Origin of the sequence: Xanthomonas sp. CFBP 8445, assembly GCF_025666235.1 — a bacterium.
GTDB classification, from domain to species: domain Bacteria; phylum Pseudomonadota; class Gammaproteobacteria; order Xanthomonadales; family Xanthomonadaceae; genus Xanthomonas_A; species Xanthomonas_A indica.
The window spans coordinates 577,516-600,215 of record NZ_CP102594.1 but is presented as its reverse complement, the minus strand read 5'-3'; the positions used below and the strand labels follow the sequence as shown (position 1 = coordinate 600,215).

General features: G+C 67.8%; 20 protein-coding genes. 10 read left to right on the top strand and 10 right to left on the bottom strand.

Annotated elements, in window-relative coordinates:
* Positions 1 to 17: 17 nt before the first annotated feature.
* Entirely contained in the window at positions 18 to 3,155 is a 3,138-nt protein-coding gene (locus tag NUG21_RS02700; RefSeq protein WP_263392201.1) for a TonB-dependent receptor, read from the bottom strand.
* Positions 3,156 to 3,559: 404 nt separating this feature from the next.
* Here NUG21_RS02700 and NUG21_RS02695 point away from each other — a divergent pair, with 404 nt between their 5' ends.
* From NUG21_RS02695 to NUG21_RS02685, 3 genes are all read left to right on the top strand, one after another.
* The gene (locus NUG21_RS02695; RefSeq protein ID WP_237473046.1) at positions 3,560 to 4,537 is read left to right on the top strand and encodes a LacI family DNA-binding transcriptional regulator; all 978 of its coding nucleotides are present in this window, start codon (positions 3,560 to 3,562) and stop codon (positions 4,535 to 4,537) included.
* A gap of 211 nt (positions 4,538 to 4,748) precedes the next feature.
* On the top strand, positions 4,749 to 4,955 hold the full coding sequence (locus NUG21_RS02690) for an antirestriction protein (protein WP_263392200.1): 207 nt from the start codon (positions 4,749 to 4,751) through the stop codon (positions 4,953 to 4,955).
* A 346-nt stretch (positions 4,956 to 5,301) separates the two neighbouring features.
* Positions 5,302 to 5,562: a hypothetical protein gene (locus NUG21_RS02685; RefSeq protein WP_263392199.1), complete on the top strand. Its 261-nt coding sequence runs from the start codon at positions 5,302 to 5,304 to the stop codon at positions 5,560 to 5,562.
* A gap of 280 nt (positions 5,563 to 5,842) precedes the next feature.
* Here the strand turns inward: NUG21_RS02685 and NUG21_RS02680 are convergent, their stop codons facing one another.
* Positions 5,843 to 6,391, bottom strand: a complete 549-nt coding sequence (locus tag NUG21_RS02680; protein ID WP_263392198.1) for a super-infection exclusion protein B — start codon at positions 6,389 to 6,391, stop codon at positions 5,843 to 5,845.
* Positions 6,392 to 7,538: 1,147 nt separating this feature from the next.
* Between NUG21_RS02680 and NUG21_RS02675 the strand changes: the two genes are divergently transcribed.
* From NUG21_RS02675 to NUG21_RS02665, 3 genes are all read left to right on the top strand, one after another.
* The gene (locus NUG21_RS02675) at positions 7,539 to 8,357 is read left to right on the top strand and encodes a L,D-transpeptidase family protein (protein ID WP_263392197.1); all 819 of its coding nucleotides are present in this window, start codon (positions 7,539 to 7,541) and stop codon (positions 8,355 to 8,357) included.
* Complete coding sequence (locus NUG21_RS02670; protein ID WP_263392196.1) at positions 8,354 to 9,649, top strand: APC family permease; 1,296 nt, start codon at positions 8,354 to 8,356, stop codon at positions 9,647 to 9,649. The genes NUG21_RS02675 and NUG21_RS02670 overlap by 4 nt, the downstream gene beginning before the upstream one ends.
* An 87-nt stretch (positions 9,650 to 9,736) precedes the next feature.
* On the top strand, positions 9,737 to 10,234 hold the full coding sequence (locus tag NUG21_RS02665; protein ID WP_160945701.1) for a hypothetical protein: 498 nt from the start codon (positions 9,737 to 9,739) through the stop codon (positions 10,232 to 10,234).
* 125 nt (positions 10,235 to 10,359) lie between these two features.
* Here NUG21_RS02665 and NUG21_RS02660 read toward each other — a convergent pair whose 3' ends face one another.
* Positions 10,360 to 10,863 (bottom strand): CcdC protein domain-containing protein, encoded by a 504-nt coding sequence (locus tag NUG21_RS02660; protein ID WP_242161178.1) that lies wholly within the window; start codon positions 10,861 to 10,863, stop codon positions 10,360 to 10,362.
* A gap of 167 nt (positions 10,864 to 11,030) precedes the next feature.
* On the opposite strand from NUG21_RS02660, the gene NUG21_RS02655 reads away from it, so the two are divergent.
* The gene (locus tag NUG21_RS02655) at positions 11,031 to 11,339 is read left to right on the top strand and encodes a hypothetical protein (protein WP_242081352.1); all 309 of its coding nucleotides are present in this window, start codon (positions 11,031 to 11,033) and stop codon (positions 11,337 to 11,339) included.
* Between the two features lie 211 nt (positions 11,340 to 11,550).
* Here NUG21_RS02655 and NUG21_RS02650 read toward each other — a convergent pair whose 3' ends face one another.
* The 7 genes from NUG21_RS02650 to tsaD form a co-directional block, all read right to left on the bottom strand.
* Entirely contained in the window at positions 11,551 to 12,693 is a 1,143-nt protein-coding gene (locus NUG21_RS02650) for a PQQ-dependent sugar dehydrogenase (protein ID WP_263392195.1), read from the bottom strand.
* 182 nt (positions 12,694 to 12,875) lie between these two features.
* The gene (locus NUG21_RS02645; RefSeq protein WP_263392194.1) at positions 12,876 to 15,053 is read right to left on the bottom strand and encodes a glycoside hydrolase family 3 N-terminal domain-containing protein; all 2,178 of its coding nucleotides are present in this window, start codon (positions 15,051 to 15,053) and stop codon (positions 12,876 to 12,878) included.
* A 250-nt stretch (positions 15,054 to 15,303) separates the two neighbouring features.
* Entirely contained in the window at positions 15,304 to 16,245 is a 942-nt protein-coding gene (locus NUG21_RS02640) for an alpha-E domain-containing protein (protein ID WP_160945705.1), read from the bottom strand.
* Positions 16,245 to 17,693 (bottom strand): circularly permuted type 2 ATP-grasp protein, encoded by a 1,449-nt coding sequence (locus NUG21_RS02635; protein WP_263392193.1) that lies wholly within the window; start codon positions 17,691 to 17,693, stop codon positions 16,245 to 16,247. The genes NUG21_RS02640 and NUG21_RS02635 overlap by 1 nt, the downstream gene beginning before the upstream one ends.
* 79 nt (positions 17,694 to 17,772) lie before the next feature.
* Entirely contained in the window at positions 17,773 to 19,089 is a 1,317-nt protein-coding gene (locus NUG21_RS02630) for a mechanosensitive ion channel family protein (protein WP_019796231.1), read from the bottom strand.
* A complete protein-coding gene (gene folB, locus NUG21_RS02625) occupies positions 19,086 to 19,439 on the bottom strand; it encodes a dihydroneopterin aldolase (protein ID WP_019796230.1) in 354 nt (117 codons plus the stop codon). Before folB ends, NUG21_RS02630 begins: the two co-directional genes overlap by 4 nt.
* 72 nt (positions 19,440 to 19,511) lie before the next feature.
* Complete coding sequence (tsaD, locus tag NUG21_RS02620) at positions 19,512 to 20,594, bottom strand: tRNA (adenosine(37)-N6)-threonylcarbamoyltransferase complex transferase subunit TsaD (protein WP_263392192.1); 1,083 nt, start codon at positions 20,592 to 20,594, stop codon at positions 19,512 to 19,514.
* Positions 20,595 to 20,715: 121 nt separating this feature from the next.
* Between tsaD and rpsU the strand changes: the two genes are divergently transcribed.
* The 3 genes from rpsU to NUG21_RS02605 all read left to right on the top strand — a co-directional run bounded on the left by rpsU (position 20,716) and on the right by NUG21_RS02605 (position 22,683).
* Entirely contained in the window at positions 20,716 to 20,931 is a 216-nt protein-coding gene (gene rpsU / locus NUG21_RS02615) for a 30S ribosomal protein S21 (protein WP_003465342.1), read from the top strand.
* Between the two features lie 249 nt (positions 20,932 to 21,180).
* A complete protein-coding gene (locus NUG21_RS02610; protein ID WP_160945710.1) occupies positions 21,181 to 21,627 on the top strand; it encodes a GatB/YqeY domain-containing protein in 447 nt (148 codons plus the stop codon).
* Between the two features lie 141 nt (positions 21,628 to 21,768).
* On the top strand, positions 21,769 to 22,683 hold the full coding sequence (locus NUG21_RS02605; RefSeq protein WP_242081357.1) for a YihY/virulence factor BrkB family protein: 915 nt from the start codon (positions 21,769 to 21,771) through the stop codon (positions 22,681 to 22,683).
* The last annotated feature ends 17 nt before the right edge of the window (positions 22,684 to 22,700 follow it).

Below are 22,700 nucleotides of genomic sequence, written 5' to 3'. Positions count from 1 at the left end.
GAAGCTCCTCGCCTTCTTCAGAACCTGTAGCGAACGCCCAGCATGTAGCGCGGACTCTGGTCGGCCAGCTTCACGATCATCTGCGAGGTACGCGAGCGCCAGCGCACGTCCTCGCCGGTCAGGTTGATCGCTTCCAGGCCGAACGACCAGTTGTCGTTCAACGTGTAGTTCACGCTGAGGTCCCACTGTTCGTAGGGTTCCACATAGTACGGATTGCGGCTGGTGCCCTGGTTGGCCAGGATCAGGTACTGGTCGCGCCAGTTCCAGGCCAGGCGTACCGACCAGCCGTACTTCTCGTACATCAGCACCGCATTGGCGGTGTCGCTCAGCCCGGTGAGCGCGAACTGGTCGATGCCCGGATCGCCGCCGTTGTCGTAGCCCACGTCGCCCTTGACGATGGTGTAGTTGGCGAGGACGCCGAACCCGGTGTCGCCGAAGAAGTACTGCCCGCCGAGTTCCCAGCCGTGCAGCTTGGCCTGGTTCTGGTTGATCGGGCGGTTGACGTTGAACTCGTACAGCGGGTCGTCGGCCTCGCCGTAGAGATCGTAGGCCGCTTCGGTCGCCAGCACCTGCGCGCCGGTGCCGTTGTAGGCGGCCAGGCCGGCCGGGTTGTTGCGCAGCAGGGCCAGCGCGGTGAACAGCGAGGTATCGTTGGCCGAGCAGGCCGCTGCGTTGGCCGGGCCGACCTGGGCAAGACAGGCGCCGCTGGTGAGGAAGGCCAGTGCCGTCCTCGCGTCCGGGCCGGAGGTCGGATCGCGCAGGCCGTACAGATTCTCCTGCACCACGGTGTTGCCGATGAAGTTGTTGACCGACTTATTCCAGTAGGTCACCGACAGGTAACTCGCGTCGGCGAAGTACCACTCCAGCGCCAGGTCGAGGTTGTCGGACTCCAGCGGCTTCAGCGCCGGGTTCTGCGCGGTGCCGCTGGCCCGCGAGGACGGGTCGATCAGCACCGAGCCGAACGGCTGCTGCGCCCCGGGGCCGGCATAGAGGTTGCCGATCGGCGCGCGCGCGATGCTCTTGCCGAACGAGACGCGGCCCTTCAGCGTGTCGGTGAGGTCGATGCTGAAATCGAGGTTGGGCAGGATGTAGCTGTAGGTGGTCTTTTCGCTGAAGGGTTGCTGCGCGTTGGACAGCACCACGCGGAAGTCGTTGTTGGACTGCCACTCGATCGCTTCCGGGGTGGCGATGACCGAGGTCGAGACCACGTCGGTGGTTTCGTAGCGCACACCCAACCGCGTATTGGTACGCCGACCAGCCAACTCGCCATCCAGTTCCACCTGGAAGTACGCCGAGCGGGTCTTCTCCTCCACGAAATTGTCGGCGGCGCGCTGCGGGCTCACGCCCAGGCCGACGCCGTACTGGCCGGCTGCCCATTCCGCGAGCCGGCCGGCATCGCCCCGCCATGCGGGCCAACTGGTGCCGCCGTAGTCGTCGAACAGGCCGATGATGTTGACCGGCTGCATCAGGTTCATCAGCCCGCCGGCGGTATCGCGGTCGACATTGGCCACGCCCCAGTCGCCCAGGGTGGAATACGCCTCGGCGGCCTGGATGCGGTGGGTGGTCGACTTGCTGCTGTCTACGCCGAACTGGAAGCGGCCCTGGTCGAAGCTCCACTCGCCGTCCACGCGCGCCTGCTTGATCTGGCTGATCTGGCTCTGCGAGTTGACGCGCAGCACCTGCGTGCCGATCTCGCCCGGCACGAAGCCCGGGTTGACCACGCCGTTGACGTTGGCCGCGGCAGCGGCGTCGCTCGGATACCAGACCTGGGTGCCGATCGGCAGGCCGTTGTTGAAGTTCAACTCCTGCACCCAGGAGCCGCCGCAGTGCGGGCCGGTGGTGCAGTTGTTGGTGCCGGCGATGCTCATGAAGAGAGAACCGCCGCCGGTCAGCGGATCGTTGGGGCGGCTTTCGTTCTTCGAGTCGTGCGCGTCGAAGCTCAGCTTGAGCCGGTCGGTCACGTTCCACACCGCGTTCAGGCCGAGCGAGCCCAGCTTGTACTTCTGCATGCTGCGTTGCTGCTCGAGGCCGAAATCCTTGGTGCCGGCGATTTCGCGGATGTAGGTCGGCACGGCCACCGCGCCGCTGGTGTCGAAGGTCACGTCGGTGTAGTTGCTGTTCTGCAGCCACATGCCCTGCTCGCCACGATTCTCGGTGATCTCGTTGGTCGAGTAGGTATAGTCCAGGGTCAGGGTCAGGCTGTCGGTGGGCGCGAACTGCAGCACCGCCTGGCCGTTGACGCGCTCGCGTTCGAACTCGGAGAACGCATAGCGCAGGTCGTTCGGGCGCGCGTACAGCGCACCGATCTGCGGCGCGTTGACCACGGTCGGGTTGCCGGGCATGGAGCCGGTCCATGGCTGCACGTTCCAGTAGTTCTCGGTGGCCTGCACCGAGCCGCCCTTGCGCTTCTGGTAGCTCGCGCTGACGCCGACGCCGAAGGTCTTGTCCGGATTGCTGTAGCTGAAGATGCCGGACAGTTCCGGGGTCAGGTCGTTGTCGAACGGCTGGCTGCGGTCCGAAACCGCCTTGGCGCCGGCACTGGCGACGATGCCCTGATGGTCGAACGGACGCGAGGTCAGGATGTTGATGGTGGCGCCGATGCCGCCGCTGGGCACGTTGGCCTGGCTGGTCTTGTAGACCTCGATGCCGTTGATTGCTTCGGCGGCCAACTGGGCGAAGTTGAAGGCGCGGGTGCCGCCGTCGACGCCGCCGATGGCGACCTGCCCGGCGGCGCCGAACGCATCGGCGCCCGGCATCTGCCGCCCGTTGAGCGTCACCATGTTGAACTGCGGGCCGAAGCCGCGCGCGGTGACCTGCGCGCCTTCGCCATCGCGCCGCTCGATGGAGATGCCGGTGATGCGCTGCAGGGACTCGGCCAGGTTGGTGTCCGGGAACTTGCCGATGTCCTCGGCACTGATGGCATCCACCACGCCGGCGGAATCGCGCTTGATGTCCATCGCCTGGCTGAGGCTGTTGCGCAGGCCGGTGACCTGGACGGTGTCCAGTTGGGTCGGGCTGCTCTGGGCCTGCTGCTGGGCGGGCGGTGCCGGCGCCGGCGTCGACGCGTCCTGTGCGAGGGCGGGATTGATGACCAGCACGCCGCCGACGAACGTGAACATGGCCCTGGATTTGAACTTCGCCAGCGCCCGGCTCATGGACGAGCCCTCAGGACTGGCAGACGACGAAACATAGAAGCGCTCATGACTCTCCCCTCTGACATGCGATCGATGGATGTACCGCCCCTCCCCCAAAGAGGCACGCACGGGCGATGCCCGTCTTCCACGCCGAACATCGCAGCGCGCTGTGCGGTCGCTGCGACTCAAAACTCCGTTTCAGGATTGCCAGACGACGCGCGATAAAGGCTCCCCCCGAGCCCGACTGCCGCTAATTGATAGCGCTATCATCACGTCACGGCGCAGACTACGCACCCCCGATATCGCTTGTCATCATGCGTCGCAACAAAGGAACGCATTCCTTGAAGAGCACCCCCAAAACGCTGCGTCGAAAAGCGAGCACCATCACCATCGACGACGTGGCGGCGCATGCCGGCGTCTCGCCCATGACCGTCTCGCGCGTCACCCATGGCCATGCCGGCGTGCGCGAGAGCACCCGCGAGCGGGTGATGCGCAGCGTGCGCGCCCTGGACTACCGGCCCAACCCGGCCGCCAGCGCCCTCGCCGCGGCGCAGCACCTTTGCATCGCGTTGATCTACACCAATCCCAGCTCCAGCTATCTGCGCGAACTGCTGGTCGGGGCGCTGCGCGGGTCCACCCGTGCAGCGGCGCAACTGGTGATCGCGACCTGGGATGGCCTGGGTCCACGGGCGCGCCGCGCCGCCGCGCAGACGCTCTGCAACAGCGTGGCGGGGGTGATCCTGCCGCCGCCGCTGTGCGAATCGAAGGCCATCGTCGGTGCTTTCGTCGAGGCCGGGATCCCGGTCGTCGCCATCGCGTCCAGCCGGTTCAGCGACAAGGTCTCCTGCGTGCGCATCGATGACCGCCGCGCCAGCCACGACATGGTCTCGCATCTGATCGCGCACGGGCACACCCGCATCGGCTACATCACCGGCGACCCGAACCAGACCGCCAGCGCGCACCGCTGGCAGGGCTACCGCGATGCCCTGGCGGAGGCGGGCATCGGCTACGACGCCGCGCTGGTGCAGGCCGGCGATTTCACCTATCGCGCCGGATTGGAGGCGGCCGAGCGGCTCTTGGCGCTGCAGCCGCGCCCCAGCGCGATTTTCGCAAGCAACGACGACATGGCCTCGGCGGTGGTGTCGGTGGCGCACCGCCGGCGCCTGAAGGTGCCGGAGGATCTGTCGGTGGTGGGGTTCGACGACACGTCGGCGTCGACGATGGTGTGGCCGGAACTGACCACCATCCATCAGCCGGTGGCGGACATGACCGATGCCGCCATCGACCTCCTGTTACGCGAGATCCGGCAGGCCGCCGGGGCGGAGCGCGTCAGCGTCAATCACGTGGTACCGCACCGCTTGATCACACGCGATTCGGTGTCGCGGCCACTGCTGGATCGCTAGCGTCATCGCGCAGAGTGGGGGACTGGAAGGACGACGCCGAGGAATTGCTTCTTCTCACGCGTTACACACACTTGCAGAGGGGCCAGCAAGGTGCCCAGCGCCGAAGGGTGTGTCGTGCAGGACAGCGAGGGTCTGCCCGCCGACTTCCGGGACATCGAGGGGCCGGACTTGGCCAAGCTAGTCGAACGACTAGAGGAACAGGGAGACCTTAGTGACGACGAACAAAGCCTTCGACGCTTTCACGGAAGTCGAGGATGAACTGAGCGTAGAAGTCTTCCGCGAGAGCTACATCGGCGCCTTCAATAGCTGGGCGAAACTGGCCGAGCTTTTAGTTGAAGAGGTCGACCTACTCGACGGCGTCCCGGATAAAATGGTTCGTAACTTCGATTACGATCGTACGGAAGTGACATACGTATAAGCAGCGATGCATGAAGTTCAGAGCATTACCTCTGGGAGCGCTGAAGTGCCAGATATCGCCCGAATACATCTCGCACTCGCTCCCTTGCCTTCTTAACACGCTTTTCGGCGTCCCGGAGCAACCTGTATTCGGTCTCATGGAGTGTACCGCGGGCTGCAGCAGGTGAAATCCCGGCTAACGAAGAGGCACGCGACTTGATCATCCATGCTTCTCCCTCAATTCTACTCATGAAGCGAGCGACATCGTCGTCGAAAAGAAATGGCGCCTCTATTAAGCAATCTTCAAAAGCGTCCTTTACATCCGCAGGAATATCTGTATAGGGCCTTTCCGGCCGATTCTCATTAGCATGAGCAATTATTCCGGTTCGGTGATATATCTCCGAAATCATGCAATCAAGCATCGCCACAGTCGCTTTATACACGCGCAAGCGACGGTCGTAAGAGTCGAGGCGAAGTTTGACATCATTCGTGTGCCACTGGGCAATCGCAACGGCAACGCCAAGCGCAGCGACCCCAGGCCCGAGGCTCGCCTTCAAAATTTCCACTACAGCACGCACGTCAATCTGACCGCCACCAAGCATCTTCGCTCTCCAAAGCACGGCGTTTGATGCAAGAGCATACATGATTGAGAATTTAGAAAATCAGATCTAATACTTCGTTTCGAGCACCTCGCGGATCCAGCCTCCAACACTTTCTTCTCCAACAACGACACGCGGGGCACTGCGGGGCACTGTGAGCAAATGGTAGGAAAGCAACCACTACTGTGGCGTCAAGCATTTGGCGAGCGCATCCTCAACAAGGAAGACAGCCGTTAGCAATTCTTCTATGACTAGACCAGAGCGATCACTAAGGCAGCGGATTTCCTAGAAATAAAGAAATCGGGTGCTGTCAGAACCCCCACGGACTATCCGGCTTATCGCAGCGGTAGAAATTGGTCTCACCCAGAAGGACGCGTGGGTTTTCCCGAATTATTTTCCACGCGTAATCGCTAATGTTGTAAGCAAAGCCCTCTGTCAGCGTGCCGGTGCGGGAAGCGAGGTAGATCACGCCAATCGCTGCCAGTCCAGCTACAACGCCATCTTGATGCCGAAGGAAGTTGGAACGCGTGTTCTTCGCGAAGTAGTATCGGAGGATCTGCTTCTCCGGCTCTGTCAGCTTCTGGAGGCGCTCAACTATCGCAGTGCGTTCTTGCTTGGTTTCCCATGCCAGCCTAAGACACCGCCATAGCCAAAGCAGTGCCGATAACGCGGTGAGCACTGCACACACGGCAAACACCAGGCCGACCCAGCCTCTGTAGGCAACGATCCAGTCTGATAGACCAAGTTTTTTGTGGACAGTGGTGGGCAAGAATAGCGCCCCGCCGGCTAGCACCATCCCCGCGAAGAGATAGCGCGGGCCGAGCTTCAGCACGTCCGCAATGCCCTTGACCCACTCCATCTTTCGCCCCTGTCGCACCTGGGTTAATCATATAGCGTCAGGCTTTGCACCGAACGCCAAGACAATACACGCATCATACAAACCACAGAACCGCAAAGCATGGCCTTCAGGGGTCGTGACTGCTCGACCACGTCATCCTACGAACGTAGTGCGGGGCTGGGTGAGTGTCTGACTATAGACGTGCTAGGTCTTTTGCTGTTGCTATTGCTCTGGCTTTTGACTTACCGGGTTCCCTTCCGAAGCGGCGAACTAGGCGGGAAAAACCCGAAGGGCGGCGTACATGGATGTACGCCGTCCGCGGCAGGGGCAGGATGCCCCTTCCGCGGATCCCGTCTGGTTCGCGGACCCGGAGCGCGCAGCGCGGAGGGCGCGTAGGCAGGGCGCGCTTTCTTTTGGTTACCTTTTCTTTGCGCGAGCAAAGAAAAGTAACTCGCCCGCAAGGGCGAAAGCCTTTAAAGCTTTTGCTTTTGCTGTTGCTACTGCTGTTGATTCAAGTTTGTCTGTCGGACGAGAAGATCTGTAGGAGCGGCTTCAGCCGCGACAGGCACAATGGACTCTCGCTGTCGCGGCTGAAGCCGCTCCTACAATTCAGCCACGGCGGCAGCATCTTCAAGAGCAAAGCTTTCGCCTTGCGGCGAGTTACTTTTCTTTGCTTGTGCAAAGAAAAGTAACCAAAAGAAGCGCTTTACCACAGCCGAAGGCTGGTCAAGCACACCCTGCCTCGCGCCCTCCGCGCTAACGCGCTCCGGGTCAGCGTCCACCCCGGGGATTCGCGGAAGGGGCATCGTGCCCCTGCCGCGAACGGCGCACGTCCCTGTGCGCCGCCCCTTCGGGGTTTTTCCCCGGGCCGGCCGCCGCTTCGGAAGGGAACCCGGTAAGCCAAAAGCTAGAGCAACAGCAACAGCAGGAACAACGGCAACAGCAACAGCAACGACGTGGATCAGCTTGCGTGAGTGCAGAACAGGCAATCACGACACAACACCCATACCACCGCCCACACGTCCCCAGCACAGACACCACCCGCCACCCACTGCATCGGTCCAGTTGCCGGCAAGCTAGCGGCACCAGCGCACGCCATCCGCCTAGCAACTGCGCTACCTTGCACCCAAGGCGCGCCCTCGCGCCCATGCCGCCACCGGAGATGCCCATGCCCCTGCTCCATCGGTCCCCTGCCGCGTCAGTGCACAGCGGTCACCACCGCGCCTGGCGCATCGGCCTGGCCCTGCTGTGCGCCCTGATCGCCGCGCCGAGCATGGCCGCCGACAGCGCTGCCGTGCCCGCCTTGCAGCGCGCGCAGCAACTGATCCTGGTGCTGGCGCCGGACTGGGAAAGCCCGCAGGGGCGACTGCAGGCGTTCGAGCGCGACGCGCAGGGGTGGCGTGCGCATGGCAAGGCCTTCGACGTGAGCCTCGGCCGCCACGGCAGCGCCTGGGGCCTGGGCCTGCATCCGGCACAAGACGACGGCCCGCAGAAACGCGAAGGCGACGGCCGCAGCCCGGCGGGCGTGTTCACCATCGGCGAGGCCTTCGGCTATGCGCCGCGCATCGACAGCGCCATGCCCTACCAGGCGATGCAGGAGAGCAACTACTGCATCGACGTGCCCACCTCGCCGCTGTACAACCGCATCGTCGATGCCAAGGAGGTCGGCAGCGCCGCGGTGGCCGGGTCCACCGAGCCGATGCGCCTGGACCTGCGCCACGCCGGCGACACGCGCTATCGCGAGGGCTTCGTCATCCAGCACAACGCGCAGGGCACGCCGGGGGCCGGCAGCTGCATCTTCGCCCACCTGTGGCGTGCGCCGGGCGCGCCCACCGCCGGCTGCACCGCGATGCAGCCGGCCGATATGCAAGGGCTGCTGGCGTGGCTGCGGCCGTCGGCCGCGCCGCTGTTCGTGCTGCTGCCGCGCGATGCGTACCGGCGCCTGCAGGCTGACTGGGCGCTGCCGGCCGTGGGGCCGGCACCGTGAGCCAGGCGCCGCAACCCGGGCTGGTCCGTGCGGTCAGCCGCTGGCAGATCGTCGGGCTGTCGATCAACGACGTGATCGGCAGCGGCATCTACCTGCTGCCGGCGGCCACCGCCGCCCTGCTCGGGCCGCTGAGCCTGTGGGCGGTGCTGCTGGCCGGCGTGGCGGTGGCCCTGCTGGTGCTGTGCTACGCGCAGGCGGCCAGCTACTTCGACGAGCCCGGCGGCAGCTATCTGTATGCGCGCGAGGCGTTCGGCCGCTTTGCCGGTTTCGAGATCGGCTGGATGATCTGGCTGACCCGGATCAGTTCGGCGGCGGCGCTGAGCAACGGCCTGGCCGATGCGGTGGTGCGCTTCTGGCCGGCCGCGGCCGGTGGCGGCGCACGCCTGGGCATCGTGGTCGGCTCGCTCGGCCTGCTCACCGCGATCAACGTGATCGGCGTGAAGTCGGCCGCGCGCACCGGCGTGGCGCTGGTGATCGGCAAGCTGGTGCCGCTGCTGCTGTTCGTGGCCATCGGCGTGTTCTACGTGGACTGGTCGTGGGCGTTCTCGGGCAAGACCCCGGACCCGCGCGATGTCGGCAACCTAGGCGAAGCGGCCTTGCTGCTGCTGTTCGCCTACGCCGGTTTCGAGAACATCCCGGCCGCCGCCGGCGAGTACCGCAATCCGCGCCGCGACGTGCCGTTCGCGCTGATCACCATGATCGTCACCGTCACCCTGATCTATGCCGCGGTGCAGGTGGTGGCGCAGGGCACGCTGCCCAACGTGGCGCAATCGGCGACGCCGCTGGCCGACGCCGCCAGCGGCTTCGGCGGCGAGGCATTGGCACTGATCCTGACCGTCGGCGCCACCATCTCCATCCTCGGCACCACCAGCAACACGGTGATGCTGGGGCCGCGCTTCCTGTTCGCGCTGGCCAAGGACGGCTATGGCCCGGCGTTCCTGGCGCGGGTGCATCCGCGCTTCCGCACGCCGGCCGCGGCGATCCTGCTGCAGGGCGTGCTGTCGCTGGCGCTGGCCCTGTCCGGCTCGTTCGTGCAGCTGGCCCTGCTGTCGATGGTCACCCGCCTGTTCGCCTACATCGGCACCGCCGCGGCGGTGCTGGTGCTGGCACGCCGTTACCACGACCGGCCCGGTGCGCTGCGGCTGCCGGGGGGGCCACTGATTCCGCTGGCGGCACTGCTGCTGGCGCTGGCACTGCTGCTCAGTGCCAGTTGGCAGAACCTGGCCGCCGCGGGCGTAGCGCTGCTGGTCGGCGCGCTGTTCTATCGCTTCCCGCGCAAGGACGCGGCCTGAACGCCTTCACGCCGCCTTGCGCGCAGGTCACGCGCGGATAACTCCAGCGCCCGGACGCTGGACGCCCGCCAGCAAGGGCCGCCCGCCATGAAACGACGCCGCGTCTACAGTGCCCCGGATCTGCCCACCGCCACCCGTGCGCTGCAGGCCGCGCGCAGCGCCGGTGTCGACAACGACGACCTGTCGCTGGTCGCACGCGGCGACATCGAGCTGGAAGCCATCCCCGACGACCGCAAGGAAGGCAAGACCGACACCGTGCCGGCCGCCGCGCGCGGCGCCCTGGGTGGCGGCGCGGCGGGCCTGCTGGCCGGGCTGGCGGCGATCGCGGTGCCGCCACTGGGCATCACCCTGGCCGGCGCCGGCGTGATGGCCATTGCCGGCGCGCTGGTCGGCAGCTGGTCCTCGGCCCTGGTCGGGTCGACTGTGCCGGACCCGGTGCGGCGCAACTTCGAAGAGGAAATCGAGGCCGGCCGCATCCTGGTGGTGATCGAAGGCGAGCCGGAGCAACTGGACGCCGCCGACGCCCCGCTGCGCGCGGCCGGCACCACGGCCTTGCCCTACGAAGCGGCGGCGGCCGCGCACTGACGCGGCGCCACGGAGCGAACACCACATCGGCTTGCGCGCGATCTCGCGCGCCAGGTGCTGCGCTCGATGGTCTGCGCAGCCTGGAGACCGACCACGATGGCGTCGCAACCGGCGCGCGTCGGCGATCAGGCGGTCGTCGACGCCCGCATGCGCACGAGCAGCCCGGCGGCGTACACCAGCCCATAGGCGATCAATGCCGCAGCGATGCTCATGGTCAGCGGGCTGGCGTTCTGCAGAGTCTGCGCGCTGCCGCCGGAGAAGGCGCCGCTGGCCCAGCGCCAGGCCAGGCGCCCCAGCAACAGCACGCTCAGCGCGGCGCCGATCCAGGGATTGGGTGTATACCAGCGCGCGCCGTCCTGCACCTCGATCCGGGTGTGGTGCAGGGCGAAGGCGCCCAGCGCGGCACCGCCCACGGCACCCAGCGCCATGCCCAGGCGCACGGCGGGCAATTGCGCAGCCAGCCAGGTCAGCAGGACCGCGACCAGCAGCAGGAACCCGAGCCGCACGCCGGTGCGCCGCGGCTGCCAGGGCTGGCGGCCGAAGTAGCGGCGGATCCGCCGGTAATACAGCCAGCCGACGCCGGCCGTGGCCAGGTACGGGGTCAACAAGGCGATGCCGTTGGCGGCCATGGGTCTGCCGGAAAGCGAGGATGTAGCGGCGGATCGTAAGCCACCGTGCGCGCGGGCGCAGCCTGCCGGAAGGCATGAATGTTTCATACCGCGATCACGCCGCGCAGGGACAGGGTTAACGAGCGCCTGACTAGCGTGGAGCGTATTCACAGCAACGGAGACCGACGATGAGCGTTCCGTATCAGATTCCCGGCCGCGCCCCCAACGACGAGGACCGCAGCAGCGTCTCGCAGTACTGGCGCGATCGCTTCGCGGACGAGCCTTATTACAGCGAGGGCGAACGGTTCGAGGACTACGAACCCGCCTACCACGCCGGCCACGAGGCGCGCATCCGCGACTTCAACCGCGCCTACGAGCAGGTGGAAGCGGAACTGCACCGCGACTGGGACAACAACAAGGGCTCGCAGACCCTGAGCTGGAGCAAGGCCCGCCACGCGGTGCGACGCGCCTGGGAGCGGGCCGGCAACGGCGACTGAGGCGGATGCGCCACATCCCCCGATCGTAGGAGCGGCTTCAGCCGCGACGCGCTTGTTCGGTGAAGCCCGTCGCGGCTGAAGCCGCTCCTACGAGGGCAGCACGGCGTTGTTCCTAATAGCACGACGCGCCCGACGAAACCGACGCATCGCCAAGCGTACGCCCATGCCGCTCACCCGGCAGCGGCACAACCGCCACTGCCGGGTGCGTGCTTCAACTCTCCAGCGGCTGCAACTTCAGCAAGCGCCCGCCGGCGCCGTCTTCCAGCAGCCACAGCGCGCCGTCCGGGCCCTGCTCCACTTCGCGGATGCGCTTGCCCATGTCGTAGCGCGCGGCCTCGCGCGCGGTTTCGCCGTTGAATTCGATCCGCACCAGCGACTGCGAGGACAGGCCGCCGATGAAGCCGTTGCCGCGCCACTGCGGGAAGCGGCTGCCGTTGTAGATGACGAAGCCGGCCGGCGAGATCACCGGCGTCCAGCTCACCTTGGGCGCGGCGAATTCCGGCCGCGTGCTGTGGTCGGGGATCGGGCGACCGTCGTAATGATCGCCATTGGACACGATCGGGTAGCCGTAGTTGGCACCGCGCTGGATCAGGTTGAGTTCGTCGCCGCCGGCCGGGCCCATTTCGTGTTCCCACAGCCGGCCGTTGGCGTCGAAGGCCAGGCCGAGCACATTGCGGTGGCCGAGCGACCACACCTGCGCGGCGACGCCGCCGCGGTTGGCGAACGGGTTGTCGGCCGGCACGCTGCCGTCGTCGTTGAGGCGCACGATCTTGCCCAGGTTGCCGCTCATGTCCTGCGCCGGGTCGAACTTCTGTCGCTCGCTGGAACTGATCCACAGCTTGCCGTCCGGGCCGAACGCCAGGCGGTGGCCGAAGTGGCCGTTGCCGGACACCTTGGGCTGCTGCCGCCAGATCACCTGCTGCTGCGACAGAGCGCCGCCGCCATTGTTGTCGAGCGTCAGCTTGGCGCGCATCACCGCCGCGCCGCGCGTGTCGCCACTGCCGGGTTCGGCGTAGCTCAGGTAGACCCAGCCGTTCTTGGCGAAACCCGGATGCGGCAGCACATCGCCCAAGCCGCCCTGGCCGCCGTACGCCACGGTGGGTACGCCGCTGACCGTGCCGGTGTGGCCGCTGACCGGATCGATGCGTTTGAGCGTGCCGCCCTTCTCGCTGACCAGGGCGGTGCCGTCGGGCAGGAAGCTCATCGCCCAGGGTTCGTTGAAGGTGGCGACCGGCGTCGCCGAGAACGGCCAGTCGCCGCGCCGCTCGGCCGCCTTGTCGGCGGGCGCGGCATGTGCCGCGGACATCGCCAGGCCCATGGCCAGCGCGCAAGCCAAACCCAGGGGAGTACGCATGACGTGCACCTATCGGTTGGGGTCGAATCCCGAACCTAGCAGAGCGCGCGTGCACGGCAAGCATGCCGCGGCCAGGGCGTGGCCGCGGTCACGTCACGGCGACGGGTCCGGTAGACACGTCGCCTATTCAAGAACGTCGCCGCGGCGGCGGCAGGCCCTGCCGCGACGCCGCGACGCCGCAATCAGCCCTGCGGCAGCAGCTCGAAGGCCACGGGCTCGCCACTGGCCGAGGACGCGCACACCCACAGGTCGAACATGCCCGGCTCGGCCGTGCACTGTCCGTCGCGGCCGGTGAAGGCCAGCGCGTGGCGGTCGAGGGTGAAGCTGACCTCCATGCCCTCGCCCGCCGCCAGCCGCACCTTGCGGAACGCCTTCAGCTCGCGCACCGGGCGCACCCGGCTGGCGACGCGGTCGTGGATGTACAGCTGCACCACTTCCTCGCCCTCGCGCTCGCCGACGTTGTCGATGCGCGTGGTCACGGTCAGGGTGTCGTCCCAACCGACCTGGGTGCGGTCGAGCTGCGGCACGCCGTAGGCGAACTGGGTGTAGCCGAGACCGTGGCCGAACGGATACAGCGGCGCGTTCGGCACCTCGCGCCAGCGCGACTTGAACTCGCTCATCGTCGGCAATTCCGGCCGGCCGGTGCGCGGGTGGTTGTAGAAGTACGGCTGCTGCCCGGCGTCGAGCGGGAAGCTCACCGGCAGGCGCGCGGACGGGTTGTAGTCGCCGAACAGCACGTCGGCCACCGCCGGGCCGGTCTGCGTGCCCAGGTACCAGGTCACCGCGATCGCCGCGGCGTCGCGCACCGCGCCCTGCAGCGCCAGCGCACGGCCGTTGCGCAGCAGCACCACCAGCGGCGTGCCGGTGGCGGCGACCGCCTCGGCCAGCGCCTGCTGCGCCGGCGGCAGCACGATCTGCGTGCGCGACTGCGCCTCGCCGCTGTAGCGCTGCGGCTCGCCCAGCGCCAGCACCACCACGTCGGCGGCGCGCGCGGCGGCCACCGCCGCCTCGATGCCGCCGTCCAGCGGCGCTTCCAGCGCGCAACCGGGCACCACGGTCAGCGCCTGCGCGTCGTCCAGCGCGGCGCGTACGCCGGCCTCGAGGGTCACGTAGCGACTCTTGTCGCCGAACAGGGTCCAGCAGCCCTCGATGTTGTCGCGGTCCTGCACGAACGGGCCGATCAGCGCGATCTTCTGCCCCTGCTTGCGCAGCGGCAGCACCGGGCCGTCGTTCTTCAGCAGCACGATCGAGCGCCGCGCCGCGTCGCGCGCCAGCGCATCGTGCGCGGTGATGTGCGACTGGTCGGCCTCGCGCGCCGGGTCCAGCGAGCGGTACGGATCGTCGAGCAGGCCGATCGCTTCCTTCAGTTCCAGCACGCGGCGCACCGACGCATCCAGCAGCGCCATCGGCACCTCGCCGTCCTCCACCAGCGACGGCAGGTGCGCGGCGTAGAAGCCGCTCTGCATGCTCATGTCCATGCCGGCCAGGAACGCCTTCTTGGTCGCGTCGCGCTCGTCGGCCGCATAGCCGTGCGCGATCAGCTCCATGTCGGCGGTGTAGTCGGAGATCACCACGCCGGGGAACTTCCATTCGCCGCGCAGGATCTCTGTCAGCAGTTCGTGGTTGGCGCTGGCCGGCACGCCATTGATGTCGTTGAAGGAGGTCATCACGCTTAGCGCGCCGGCGCCGAAGGCGGCCTGGAACGGCGGCAGGTGCACGTCGCGCAGGGTCTGCGGGGCGATATCGACGCTGGCGTACTCCATGCCGGCGGCGACCGCGCCGTAGGCGGCGAAGTGCTTGGGCGTGGCCAGCAGTGCGTCGTCGGCACGCAGGTCCGGCCCCTGGAAGCCGCGCACGCGTGCGGCGGCGAAGGCGCAGCCCAGCACCACGTCCTCGCCGGCGCCCTCGGCGCCGCGGCCCCAGCGCTGGTCGCGGGCGATGTCCACCGCCGGCGCATAGGTCCAGTGGATGCCGGCGGCGGTGGCCTCGACCGCGGTGGCGCGCGCGGTGCGCTCGGCCAGCTCCGGCTCGAAGCTGGCGGCCTCGCCCAGCGGGATCGGGAACACCGTGCGCATGCCGTGGATCACGTCCGCGGCCAGGATCACCGGGATGCCCAGCCGGCTCTCCTCCAGCGCCACCTGCTGGATGCGCCGCCCCAGCTCCGCGCCGACGCCGTTGAACAGCGAGCCGACCCGGCCGGCGCGCACCTGCTGCAGCACCTCGTCGGCATTGCGGACGTTGGCTTCCGGATTCACGTCGGGGGCGAACGGGCGCACCATGTCGGCGAAGACGCCGAGCTGGCCGACCTTCTCCTCGACGGTCATGCGGGCGATGAGCGATTCGATACGATCCGAAGCCATGGGGTCCTTTGAGAAAACGTTTACATAGCCGCCAATTCTAGCTCTCCGGCCAGACGATGGGGCAAGTTCCGGCGCCGGAATCGCCTATTCAGAAAACTGTCTACCGACCGGGTGCGCCCCGGCCGCCGCGCACCATACGCCTGCGGACGGATGCCGCATAGGGGGAACGACAGGACGCCCTGGCCACGATGCCGCGCCTCACACGGGCCGCGCCGCGACCGCCGGACTCGGGCCCGGGGCGCCCGGCGGCTCAGGAGCTGAAGTAGGCCTCGGCGATGGCGTTGTGCAGGTGGCCGAGGTGGGTCTGGATCTCGTCCATGAACCCGGCCGGGTTGTGCGCGGCCAGGTAGGCCGGGTCGGCATTGCGCACCAGCCCGCTGATGCGCATCAGTGCGCGCTCCACCGGCGGCCGCGGCGGCATGGTCGGCAGGATGTGCTGGGCGCGCACCAGGCAGAACTGCACGCTGCGCGGGAAGTCGTTGTTCTGCAGCAGGAAACGCAGCGCCTGCTCGCCGGTGACGCGCTGCCGCACGTGGCGGCGGTACATCTGGTAGGCGGCCTGGGCACGCAGCACGCTCATCCACTGCATGGCCTGGTAGGCCTCGCGGTCGTCGGCCTGGCGCGGGGTGATCAGGCCCGAGGCGCCGGCGTCGATGATGCGCGTGGTCATGTCGGCCTGCTCGATCGCCGTGCCCAGGCGCAGGAACTGGAAGCCGATGTCGCGGCTGACGTTGGCGGTCAGCAGCCCGGACACCTTCAGGCAGGCATCGGTGACGTGGCCCAGGAACTCCATGCGGTAGCGGCGGCCGACGCTGCGCTCGCCGTTGGCGTCGATGTGCAGGTGCAGGTCGTTGACCGCTTCCCAGATCTCCTGCGGCAGCGTGTCGCGGATGCTGCGCAGCAGTTCGCGGGCGTAGCGCACCGAGCTGCGCAGCGAGGACGGGTTGCGCTCGTCCAGCAGCAGGAAGCGCACCACGTCGGCATCGCCGACGTCGTCGCCGGCATTGGGGAACCACAGCGCGAAGATCTCGCCGGCGCCTACCGTGTCGATCATCGGCCGCCAGGCGAAACGCACCGAGCGCGGCAGGTCCAGTTGCAGCAGGCTGCCCACTCCCACCAGCCGCGCAGTGGTCTCGGCGCGGCGCACGTAGCGGCTGAACCAGTAGAGGTTGTCGGCGACGCGCGAGAGCATCAGTCCAGCTCCTCGTCCACGTCCACCACCCAGGTGTCCTTGGCGCCGCCGCCCTGCGAGGAATTGACCACCAGCGAGCCCTCCTCCATCGCCACCCGGGTCAGCCCGCCGGTGGTCACGTAGACGTCCTCGCGCGAGAGGATGAACGGGCGCAGGTCCAGGTGCCGCGGCGCCGGCCCGGCCTCGGTCACGATCGGCGCAGTGGACAGGCCCAGGGTCGGCTGCGCCATGTAGTTGCGCGGGTCGGCCAGGATCAGCTTGCGGAACTGCTCGCGCTGGCGCGTGGTCGAGCGCGGGCCGATCAGCATGCCGTAGCCGCCGGACTCGTTGGCCGGCTTCACCACCAATTCGTCCAGGTGCTCGAGCACGTACTGGCGGTCCTTGTCGTCGTGGCACAGGTAGCTGGGCACGTTGGGCAGGATCGGCTCCTCGTCCAGGTAGTAGCGGATCATCTTCGGCACGTAGGCGAACACCACCTTGTCGTCGGCCACGCCGGCGCCCGGCGCATTGGCCAGCGCCACCTTGCCGGCGCGCCAGCTGCGGATCAGCCCAGCCACGCCCAGCACCGAATCGGCGCGGAACGCCTCCGGATCCAGGAACAGGTCGTCGACCCGGCGGTAGATCACGTCGACCCGGCGTGGCCCGTACACGGTGCGCATGTAGGTGCAGTCGTCGTCGGCCACGAACAGGTCGTCGCCCTCGACCAGTTCGATGCCCATCGCCTGCGCCAGGTAGGCATGCTCGAAGTAGGCGCTGTTGAAGATGCCCGGGGTCAGCAATGCGATCACCGGCTGGTCGCCCGGGCGCGGCGACAGCGCCGCCAGGGTGTCGTAGAGCTGCGCCGGGTAATCGTCCACCGGCAGGATCGCGCTGGTCTCGAACAGCTCCGGAAACACCCGCTTGGCCACCATGCGGTTCTCGAGCATGTACGACACGCCGCTGGGGATGCGCAGGTTGTCCTCCAGCGCGTACAGGGTGCCGTCGGCGTCGCGCACCAGGTCCGAGCCGCACACGTGCGCCCACACGCCCAGTGCCGGGGCGATGCCCACGCACTGCGGGCGGAAGTTGACCGAGTGCTCCAGCAGCATCGCCGGGAACACCTTGTCCTTGACGATGCGCTGGGCGCCGTAGATGTCGCCGATGAACAGGTTGAGCGCGCGCATGCGCTGCTTCAGCCCGGCCTCGGTGCGCTGCCATTCGTGCAGCGGGATCACCCGCGGGATCAGGTCGAACGGCAGGGTGCGGTCGACATTGCGACCGTCGGAGTAGACGGTGAAGGTGATGCCCATGACCCGCGCGGCGACATCGGCGGCGAGCTGACGTTCGGACAATTCGCGTCCACTGAGGCTGGACAGGTACTCGATGACCCGGCGCGCGGCCGGACGTGGCTGCCCATCGGACTGGATCAGCTCGTCGAAGGTGGCCGTGCGGTACTTGCTCCAGTCCATCGCGCCCCTTGTTGCTGTGGGCCGGCGGCAAACGGCGCCGGCATGTTGTCCCGCAACATGCCCGCAGTCGTGACGGCCGTCAAGCCGCCGGCGGCGGGACGGTGTCCGGGGCGCGGCGGATGCGCGCGCTGTCCATGAACATCGCGTCGCTGGAGGCCTGGAACACGCGCAGGTCGAAGTTGGGCAGGATCGCCAGCAGGTGGTCGAACAGGTCCGCCTGGATCTGCTCGTACATCGCCCAGCGGGTGTCGTTGGCGAAGCAGTACACCTCCAGCGGCAGGCCGTTGGCGCCCGGCTCCAGTTGCCGCACTAGCAGGGTCATGTCCTGGCGCACGTGCGGGCTGGCGCGCACGTAGTGTTCGACGTAGGCGCGGAAGGTGCCGAGGTTGGTGATCCGGCGGCCATTGATCGGCGCCACCCCGCGCTCGGCCAGCGCGCCGTTCCAGGCGTCGAGCTCGGTGCGCTTGCGGTCGATGTACTCGCGCAGCACGGTCAACTGCCGCATCTGCTCGATCTCGGCGGCGTCGAGGAAGCGCACGCTGTGCTGGTCCAGGTACAGCGCGCGCTTGATCCGGCGCCCGCCGGCCTCGCTCATCCCGCGCCAGTTCTTGAACGAGTCGCTGATCAGTTTCTTGGTCGGGATGGTGGTGATGGTCTTGTCCCAGTTCTGGACCTTGACCGTATGCAGCGCGATGTCGATCACGTCGCCGTCGGCGTTCTGCTGCGGCATCTCGATCCAGTCGCCGACGCGGACCATGTCGTTGGAACTGATGGTGACGCTGGCCACCAGCGACAGCAGGGTGTCCTGGAACACCAGGATCAGCACCGCCATCATCGCGCCCACGCCCGACAGCAGGATCACCGGCGACTTGTCCACCAGCACCGACACCATCAGCACCGCCGCGACCACGCCGAGCACGATCTTGAGCAACTGCATGTAGCCCTTGATCGGCTTGTTGTGCGCATCCGGGCGCCGCTCGTACACGTGGTTGAGCAGGTCCAGCACGCGCGACAAGGCCAGTGCCACGGTCAGCACGATGAAGGCGGCGCAGACGTTGCGCACCACGCTGACCATCGCCGCCGGCAGATGCGGCACCGCGCCGATGCCCAGCGACAGCACCAGCGCCGGAATCACGTTGGCCAGGCGCGGGATCACGCTCAGCTTCACTTCCTTGTCGCTGAGCACGGTGGCGCGCAGTGCCCGCCGCAGCCCGCGCAGCAGGATCCGCTTGGTCACCCAGTTGGCCAGCCACGCCGCCAGCAGCAGCGCCACGATCACCATCGCGTCGTAGGCCCAGGGATACGGCGCCAGGGTGTGCTGCAGGTCGGCGAAGAACGCCGCGCCGGGCAGCGCCGACGAGGCGCTGGCGAACGGCGGCAACGCCTGCACGCTCATGCGCGGCTGCGCTCGATGATGACCCCCACCGCCTGCGCCCCGCGCACCGCGCCCGGCTTGCTCAGCTTCAGCCGCAACCAGCGCACGTCGAATTCTTGCAGCACCACTTCCGCGCAGCGCTCGGCCAGCGTCTCCACCAGCCCGTAGCCGGACTGCTCGACCAGCTCCACCAGGCGCTTGCTCACCGCCTTGTAGTTGAGCGTATCGGCGATGTCGTCGCTGGCCGCGGGCTTGCGGTTGTCGAAGCCCATTTCCAGATCGAAGCGCAGCGTCTGCCGGATCCGCCGCTCCCAGTCGTAGATGCCGATCAGCGCGTCGATTTCCAGACCTTCGATGAAGACTTTATCCATTGGGAGCAGGGATTGGGGAATGGGGATTCGGGAATGGTAAGAGCAAAGGCAAAAGCGGGACGTGAGCCGCTTTTACGATTCCCGATTCTCCATTCCCGACTCCCGCGCTGCCGCCAGCGGCGGCAGCGTCGCCATGTCCCAGCGCGGCGTCACCTGCACCGCGGCTGCGGCATCGTGCAATCCGGCCTGCAGGCGCAGGGCGCCGGCGAAGGCGATCATCGCGCCGTTGTCGGTGCACAGCGCCGGGCGCGGAAAGCAGGCACGACCGCCGCGCGCCTGCGCCATCGCCTGCAGCTTGGCGCGCAGGCGCAGATTGGCGCCGACGCCGCCGGCGACCACGATGGTGTCGCTGCCGGCCGCCTCCAGCGCGCGCTCGCACTTGATCGCCAGCGTGTCCACCACCGCATCCTCGAAGCCGCGGGCGATGTCGGCGCGCACCGTCTCGGACTGGTCGCTGTCGCGCCAGGCCAGCAGCACCTGGGTCTTGAGCCCGGAAAAGCTGAAGTCCAGGCCGGGCCGGTCGGTCATCGGCCGGGCGAAGCGGAACCGCCCCGAGGTGCCCTGCGTGGCCAGCGCCGCCAGTTGCGGGCCGCCCGGATATGGCAGCCCCATCAGCTTGGCGGTCTTGTCGAAGGCCTCGCCGGCGGCGTCGTCCAGGGTCTCGCCGAGCAGGCGGTAACGGCCGATGGCCTCCACCGCGATCAGCTGGGTGTGGCCGCCGGACACCAGCAGCGCCACGAACGGCGGCGCCGGCGCCCCGTGCACCGGGTCCGGATCCTCCATCAGCGGCGCCAGCAGGTGGCCTTCCATGTGGTGCACGCCGATCGCCGGCACCTCCAGCGCCCAGGCCAGGGCCCGGGCCACGCCGGCACCGACCAGCAGCGCGCCGACCAGGCCCGGCCCGGCGGTGTAGGCCACCCCGTCCAGGTCGCGCACCCGCAGGCCGGCCTCGGCCAGGGTCTGGCGGATCAGCGGCAGCAGCTTGCGCACGTGGTCGCGGCTGGCCAGCTCCGGCACCACCCCGCCGTACTCGGCGTGCAGGGCGATCTGGCTGTACAGCGCGTGCGCGCGCAGCGCGGCCGCGCCGGAGCGCGTGGTGTCGTAGACGGCGACGCCGGTTTCGTCGCAACTGGATTCGATGCCGAGAACGTTCATGGGTGCATTGTGGGGCCGAATCGGCGGCAGGCCAAACGCGGCGCTTGCAGCGGCGAAATCTGTCGCTATAATGTGCGGCTCGCCGGGCCTGACCCGGTCACCATTGTGTCCCGGAGATTCCATGCCCAGCGTTAAAGTCCGCGAGAACGAGCCCTTCGAGTTTGCGCTCCGTCGCTTCAAGCGCACCTGCGAAAAGGCCGGCGTGCTGGCCGAAACCCGCAAGCGCGAGTTCTACGAAAAGCCGACCCAGGAACGCAAGCGCAAGGCCGCTGCCGCGGTGAAGCGCCAGCTGCGTCGCACCTCGCGCGACGTCACCAAGCGCCAGCGTCTGTACTGAGGATCGCGGCCTGCGGTAGCGGGATGTGCCGGTTTCGGCACCCGCTACGGTAAGCCCACGAAGCCGGCACGCGCAAGCGTCGCCGGCTTTTTGTGCATCTTCTGCTTGGACCAGGCGATCCGCCCGCGCGGAGTATCGGCCCCGTCCCTGATCCCTCGGCACCCGCGTGCCGCCTCGGCCGCACGGCCTGCGCCAGCGCGCTTGCCTAGAATGCCCTTCCCCCCTTTTCTCTTCCCTGTGGAGTCCCTCATGACCCTCAAGCAGCAGCTCACCGACGACATGAAGGCCGCGATGAAGTCCGGCGACAAGCACAGCCTGGGCGTGATCCGGCTGATCAACGCCGCGATCAAGCAGAAGGAAGTGGACGAGCGCGTGGAGATGGACGACGCCGCGGTGATCGCGGTGATGGACAAGATGGTCAAGCAGCGCAAGGACTCGGTGAGCCAGTACGAGGCCGCCGGCCGCGACGACCTGGCCCAGGTGGAGCGCGAGGAGATCGTGGTGATCGAGCGCTACCTGCCGAGCAAGATGGGCGAGGCCGAGATCGTCGCCGCGATCCAGGCGGCGATGGCGCAGACCGGCGCCGCCAGCCCGGCCGACATGGGCAAGCTGATGGGCGTGCTCAAGCCGATGCTGGCCGGCAAGGCCGACATGGGCCAGGTCTCGGTGCTGGTCAAGCAGCAACTGGCCGGCTGACGCTCCCGAGGGGCGCGCGGGCGGCGGGCTTCACCCGCCTTTCGATGCCGGGCTGCTACAACGCCCGGCAAGCCCGCGCCCTCCTTCAGCGCGCAGTGCGGGACCGGCGTTGCGACGCCGCGCGCCGAAGGTCCCGCGCCCATGTCCCTGCCCCTGTCGTCCGATCGCCTGCACAAACATCTCGACCGCCTGCAGCAGAGCCTGCCGGCCGCGCTGGTGCGGCGCTTCGTCGAGATCGACGTGATGACCCAGTCGGCCTCGCTGTCGTTCTACGCCCTGCTGTCGCTGGCGCCGCTGCTGGTGCTGCTGCTGTGGCTCACCGCCTCGCTTTACCCGCAGGCCCAGGAGGCGCTGATTGCGCAGATCGGGCAGCTGGCCGGACACGGCGCGCGCGAGGTCGCGCAGACGGTGATCGACAATGCCAAGAACCAGCCCAACATCGGCTCGCTGGCCGGGCTGTGGAGCACCCTGCTGCTGTTCGTCGGCGCCACCGCGGTGTTCGCGCAGCTGCAGAACGCGCTGAACCTGATCTTCCGCACCGACAAGCAGCGCCTGGACGGCATCATGGCCTGGCTGAAGAAGCGCGTGTTCTCCTTCGGCGTGGTGCTGGGGCTGGGCTTCCTGCTGCTGATCTCGATGATCCTGACCACCGTGCTGCAGGTGGTGTTCGCGCGGATGCCGTCGCTGCTGCCCGCGGTCGGCTACGTCTCGACCCTGGCGATCTACGTGCTGGCCTTCGCGGTGCTCTACCACTACCTGCCCGACCGCCGGGTGCAATGGCGCCAGGCGATCATCGGCGGCGCCATCACCGCCTGCCTGTTCGTGGCCGGGCGCTATGCGATCGGCCTGTACATCGCCACCGCCGCGCCGGGCAGCGCCTACGGCTCGATGGGCGCGCTGGTGATCCTGCTGGTGTGGATCTACTACGCCACCGTGGTGTTCTTCGTCGGCGCGCTGATCACCGCGGTGATCGACGAGCGCCTGCGCTCGCACAGCAAGCTCGTCGCCGCCGGGATCGACCCGCGCAACGCCGCGCAGGCACCGCCGACGTCCTGACCGCACGGCGCTGAACC

Bases quoted from the DNA above. Each gene is read 5' to 3' on its own strand.
- NUG21_RS02635 (WP_263392193.1), bottom strand. From the start codon at position 17,693: ATGGACTGGAGCAAGTACCGCACGGCCACCTTCGACGAGCTGATCCAG.
- NUG21_RS02660 (WP_242161178.1), bottom strand. From the start codon at position 10,863: ATGGCCGCCAACGGCATCGCCTTGTTGACCCCGTACCTGGCCACGGCC.
- NUG21_RS02610 (WP_160945710.1), top strand. From the start codon at position 21,181: ATGACCCTCAAGCAGCAGCTCACCGACGACATGAAGGCCGCGATGAAG.
- rpsU (WP_003465342.1), top strand. From the start codon at position 20,716: ATGCCCAGCGTTAAAGTCCGCGAGAACGAGCCCTTCGAGTTTGCGCTC.
- tsaD (WP_263392192.1), bottom strand. From the start codon at position 20,594: ATGAACGTTCTCGGCATCGAATCCAGTTGCGACGAAACCGGCGTCGCC.
- NUG21_RS02665 (WP_160945701.1), top strand. From the start codon at position 9,737: ATGAAACGACGCCGCGTCTACAGTGCCCCGGATCTGCCCACCGCCACC.
- NUG21_RS02630 (WP_019796231.1), bottom strand. From the start codon at position 19,089: ATGAGCGTGCAGGCGTTGCCGCCGTTCGCCAGCGCCTCGTCGGCGCTG.
- NUG21_RS02605 (WP_242081357.1), top strand. From the start codon at position 21,769: ATGTCCCTGCCCCTGTCGTCCGATCGCCTGCACAAACATCTCGACCGC.
- NUG21_RS02655 (WP_242081352.1), top strand. From the start codon at position 11,031: ATGAGCGTTCCGTATCAGATTCCCGGCCGCGCCCCCAACGACGAGGAC.
- NUG21_RS02675 (WP_263392197.1), top strand. From the start codon at position 7,539: ATGCCCCTGCTCCATCGGTCCCCTGCCGCGTCAGTGCACAGCGGTCAC.
- NUG21_RS02640 (WP_160945705.1), bottom strand. From the start codon at position 16,245: ATGCTCTCGCGCGTCGCCGACAACCTCTACTGGTTCAGCCGCTACGTG.
- NUG21_RS02685 (WP_263392199.1), top strand. From the start codon at position 5,302: ATGAGCAATTATTCCGGTTCGGTGATATATCTCCGAAATCATGCAATC.
- NUG21_RS02695 (WP_237473046.1), top strand. From the start codon at position 3,560: ATGACCGTCTCGCGCGTCACCCATGGCCATGCCGGCGTGCGCGAGAGC.
- NUG21_RS02650 (WP_263392195.1), bottom strand. From the start codon at position 12,693: ATGCGTACTCCCCTGGGTTTGGCTTGCGCGCTGGCCATGGGCCTGGCG.
- NUG21_RS02680 (WP_263392198.1), bottom strand. From the start codon at position 6,391: ATGGAGTGGGTCAAGGGCATTGCGGACGTGCTGAAGCTCGGCCCGCGC.
- folB (WP_019796230.1), bottom strand. From the start codon at position 19,439: ATGGATAAAGTCTTCATCGAAGGTCTGGAAATCGACGCGCTGATCGGC.
- NUG21_RS02645 (WP_263392194.1), bottom strand. From the start codon at position 15,053: ATGGCTTCGGATCGTATCGAATCGCTCATCGCCCGCATGACCGTCGAG.
- NUG21_RS02700 (WP_263392201.1), bottom strand. From the start codon at position 3,155: ATGAGCCGGGCGCTGGCGAAGTTCAAATCCAGGGCCATGTTCACGTTC.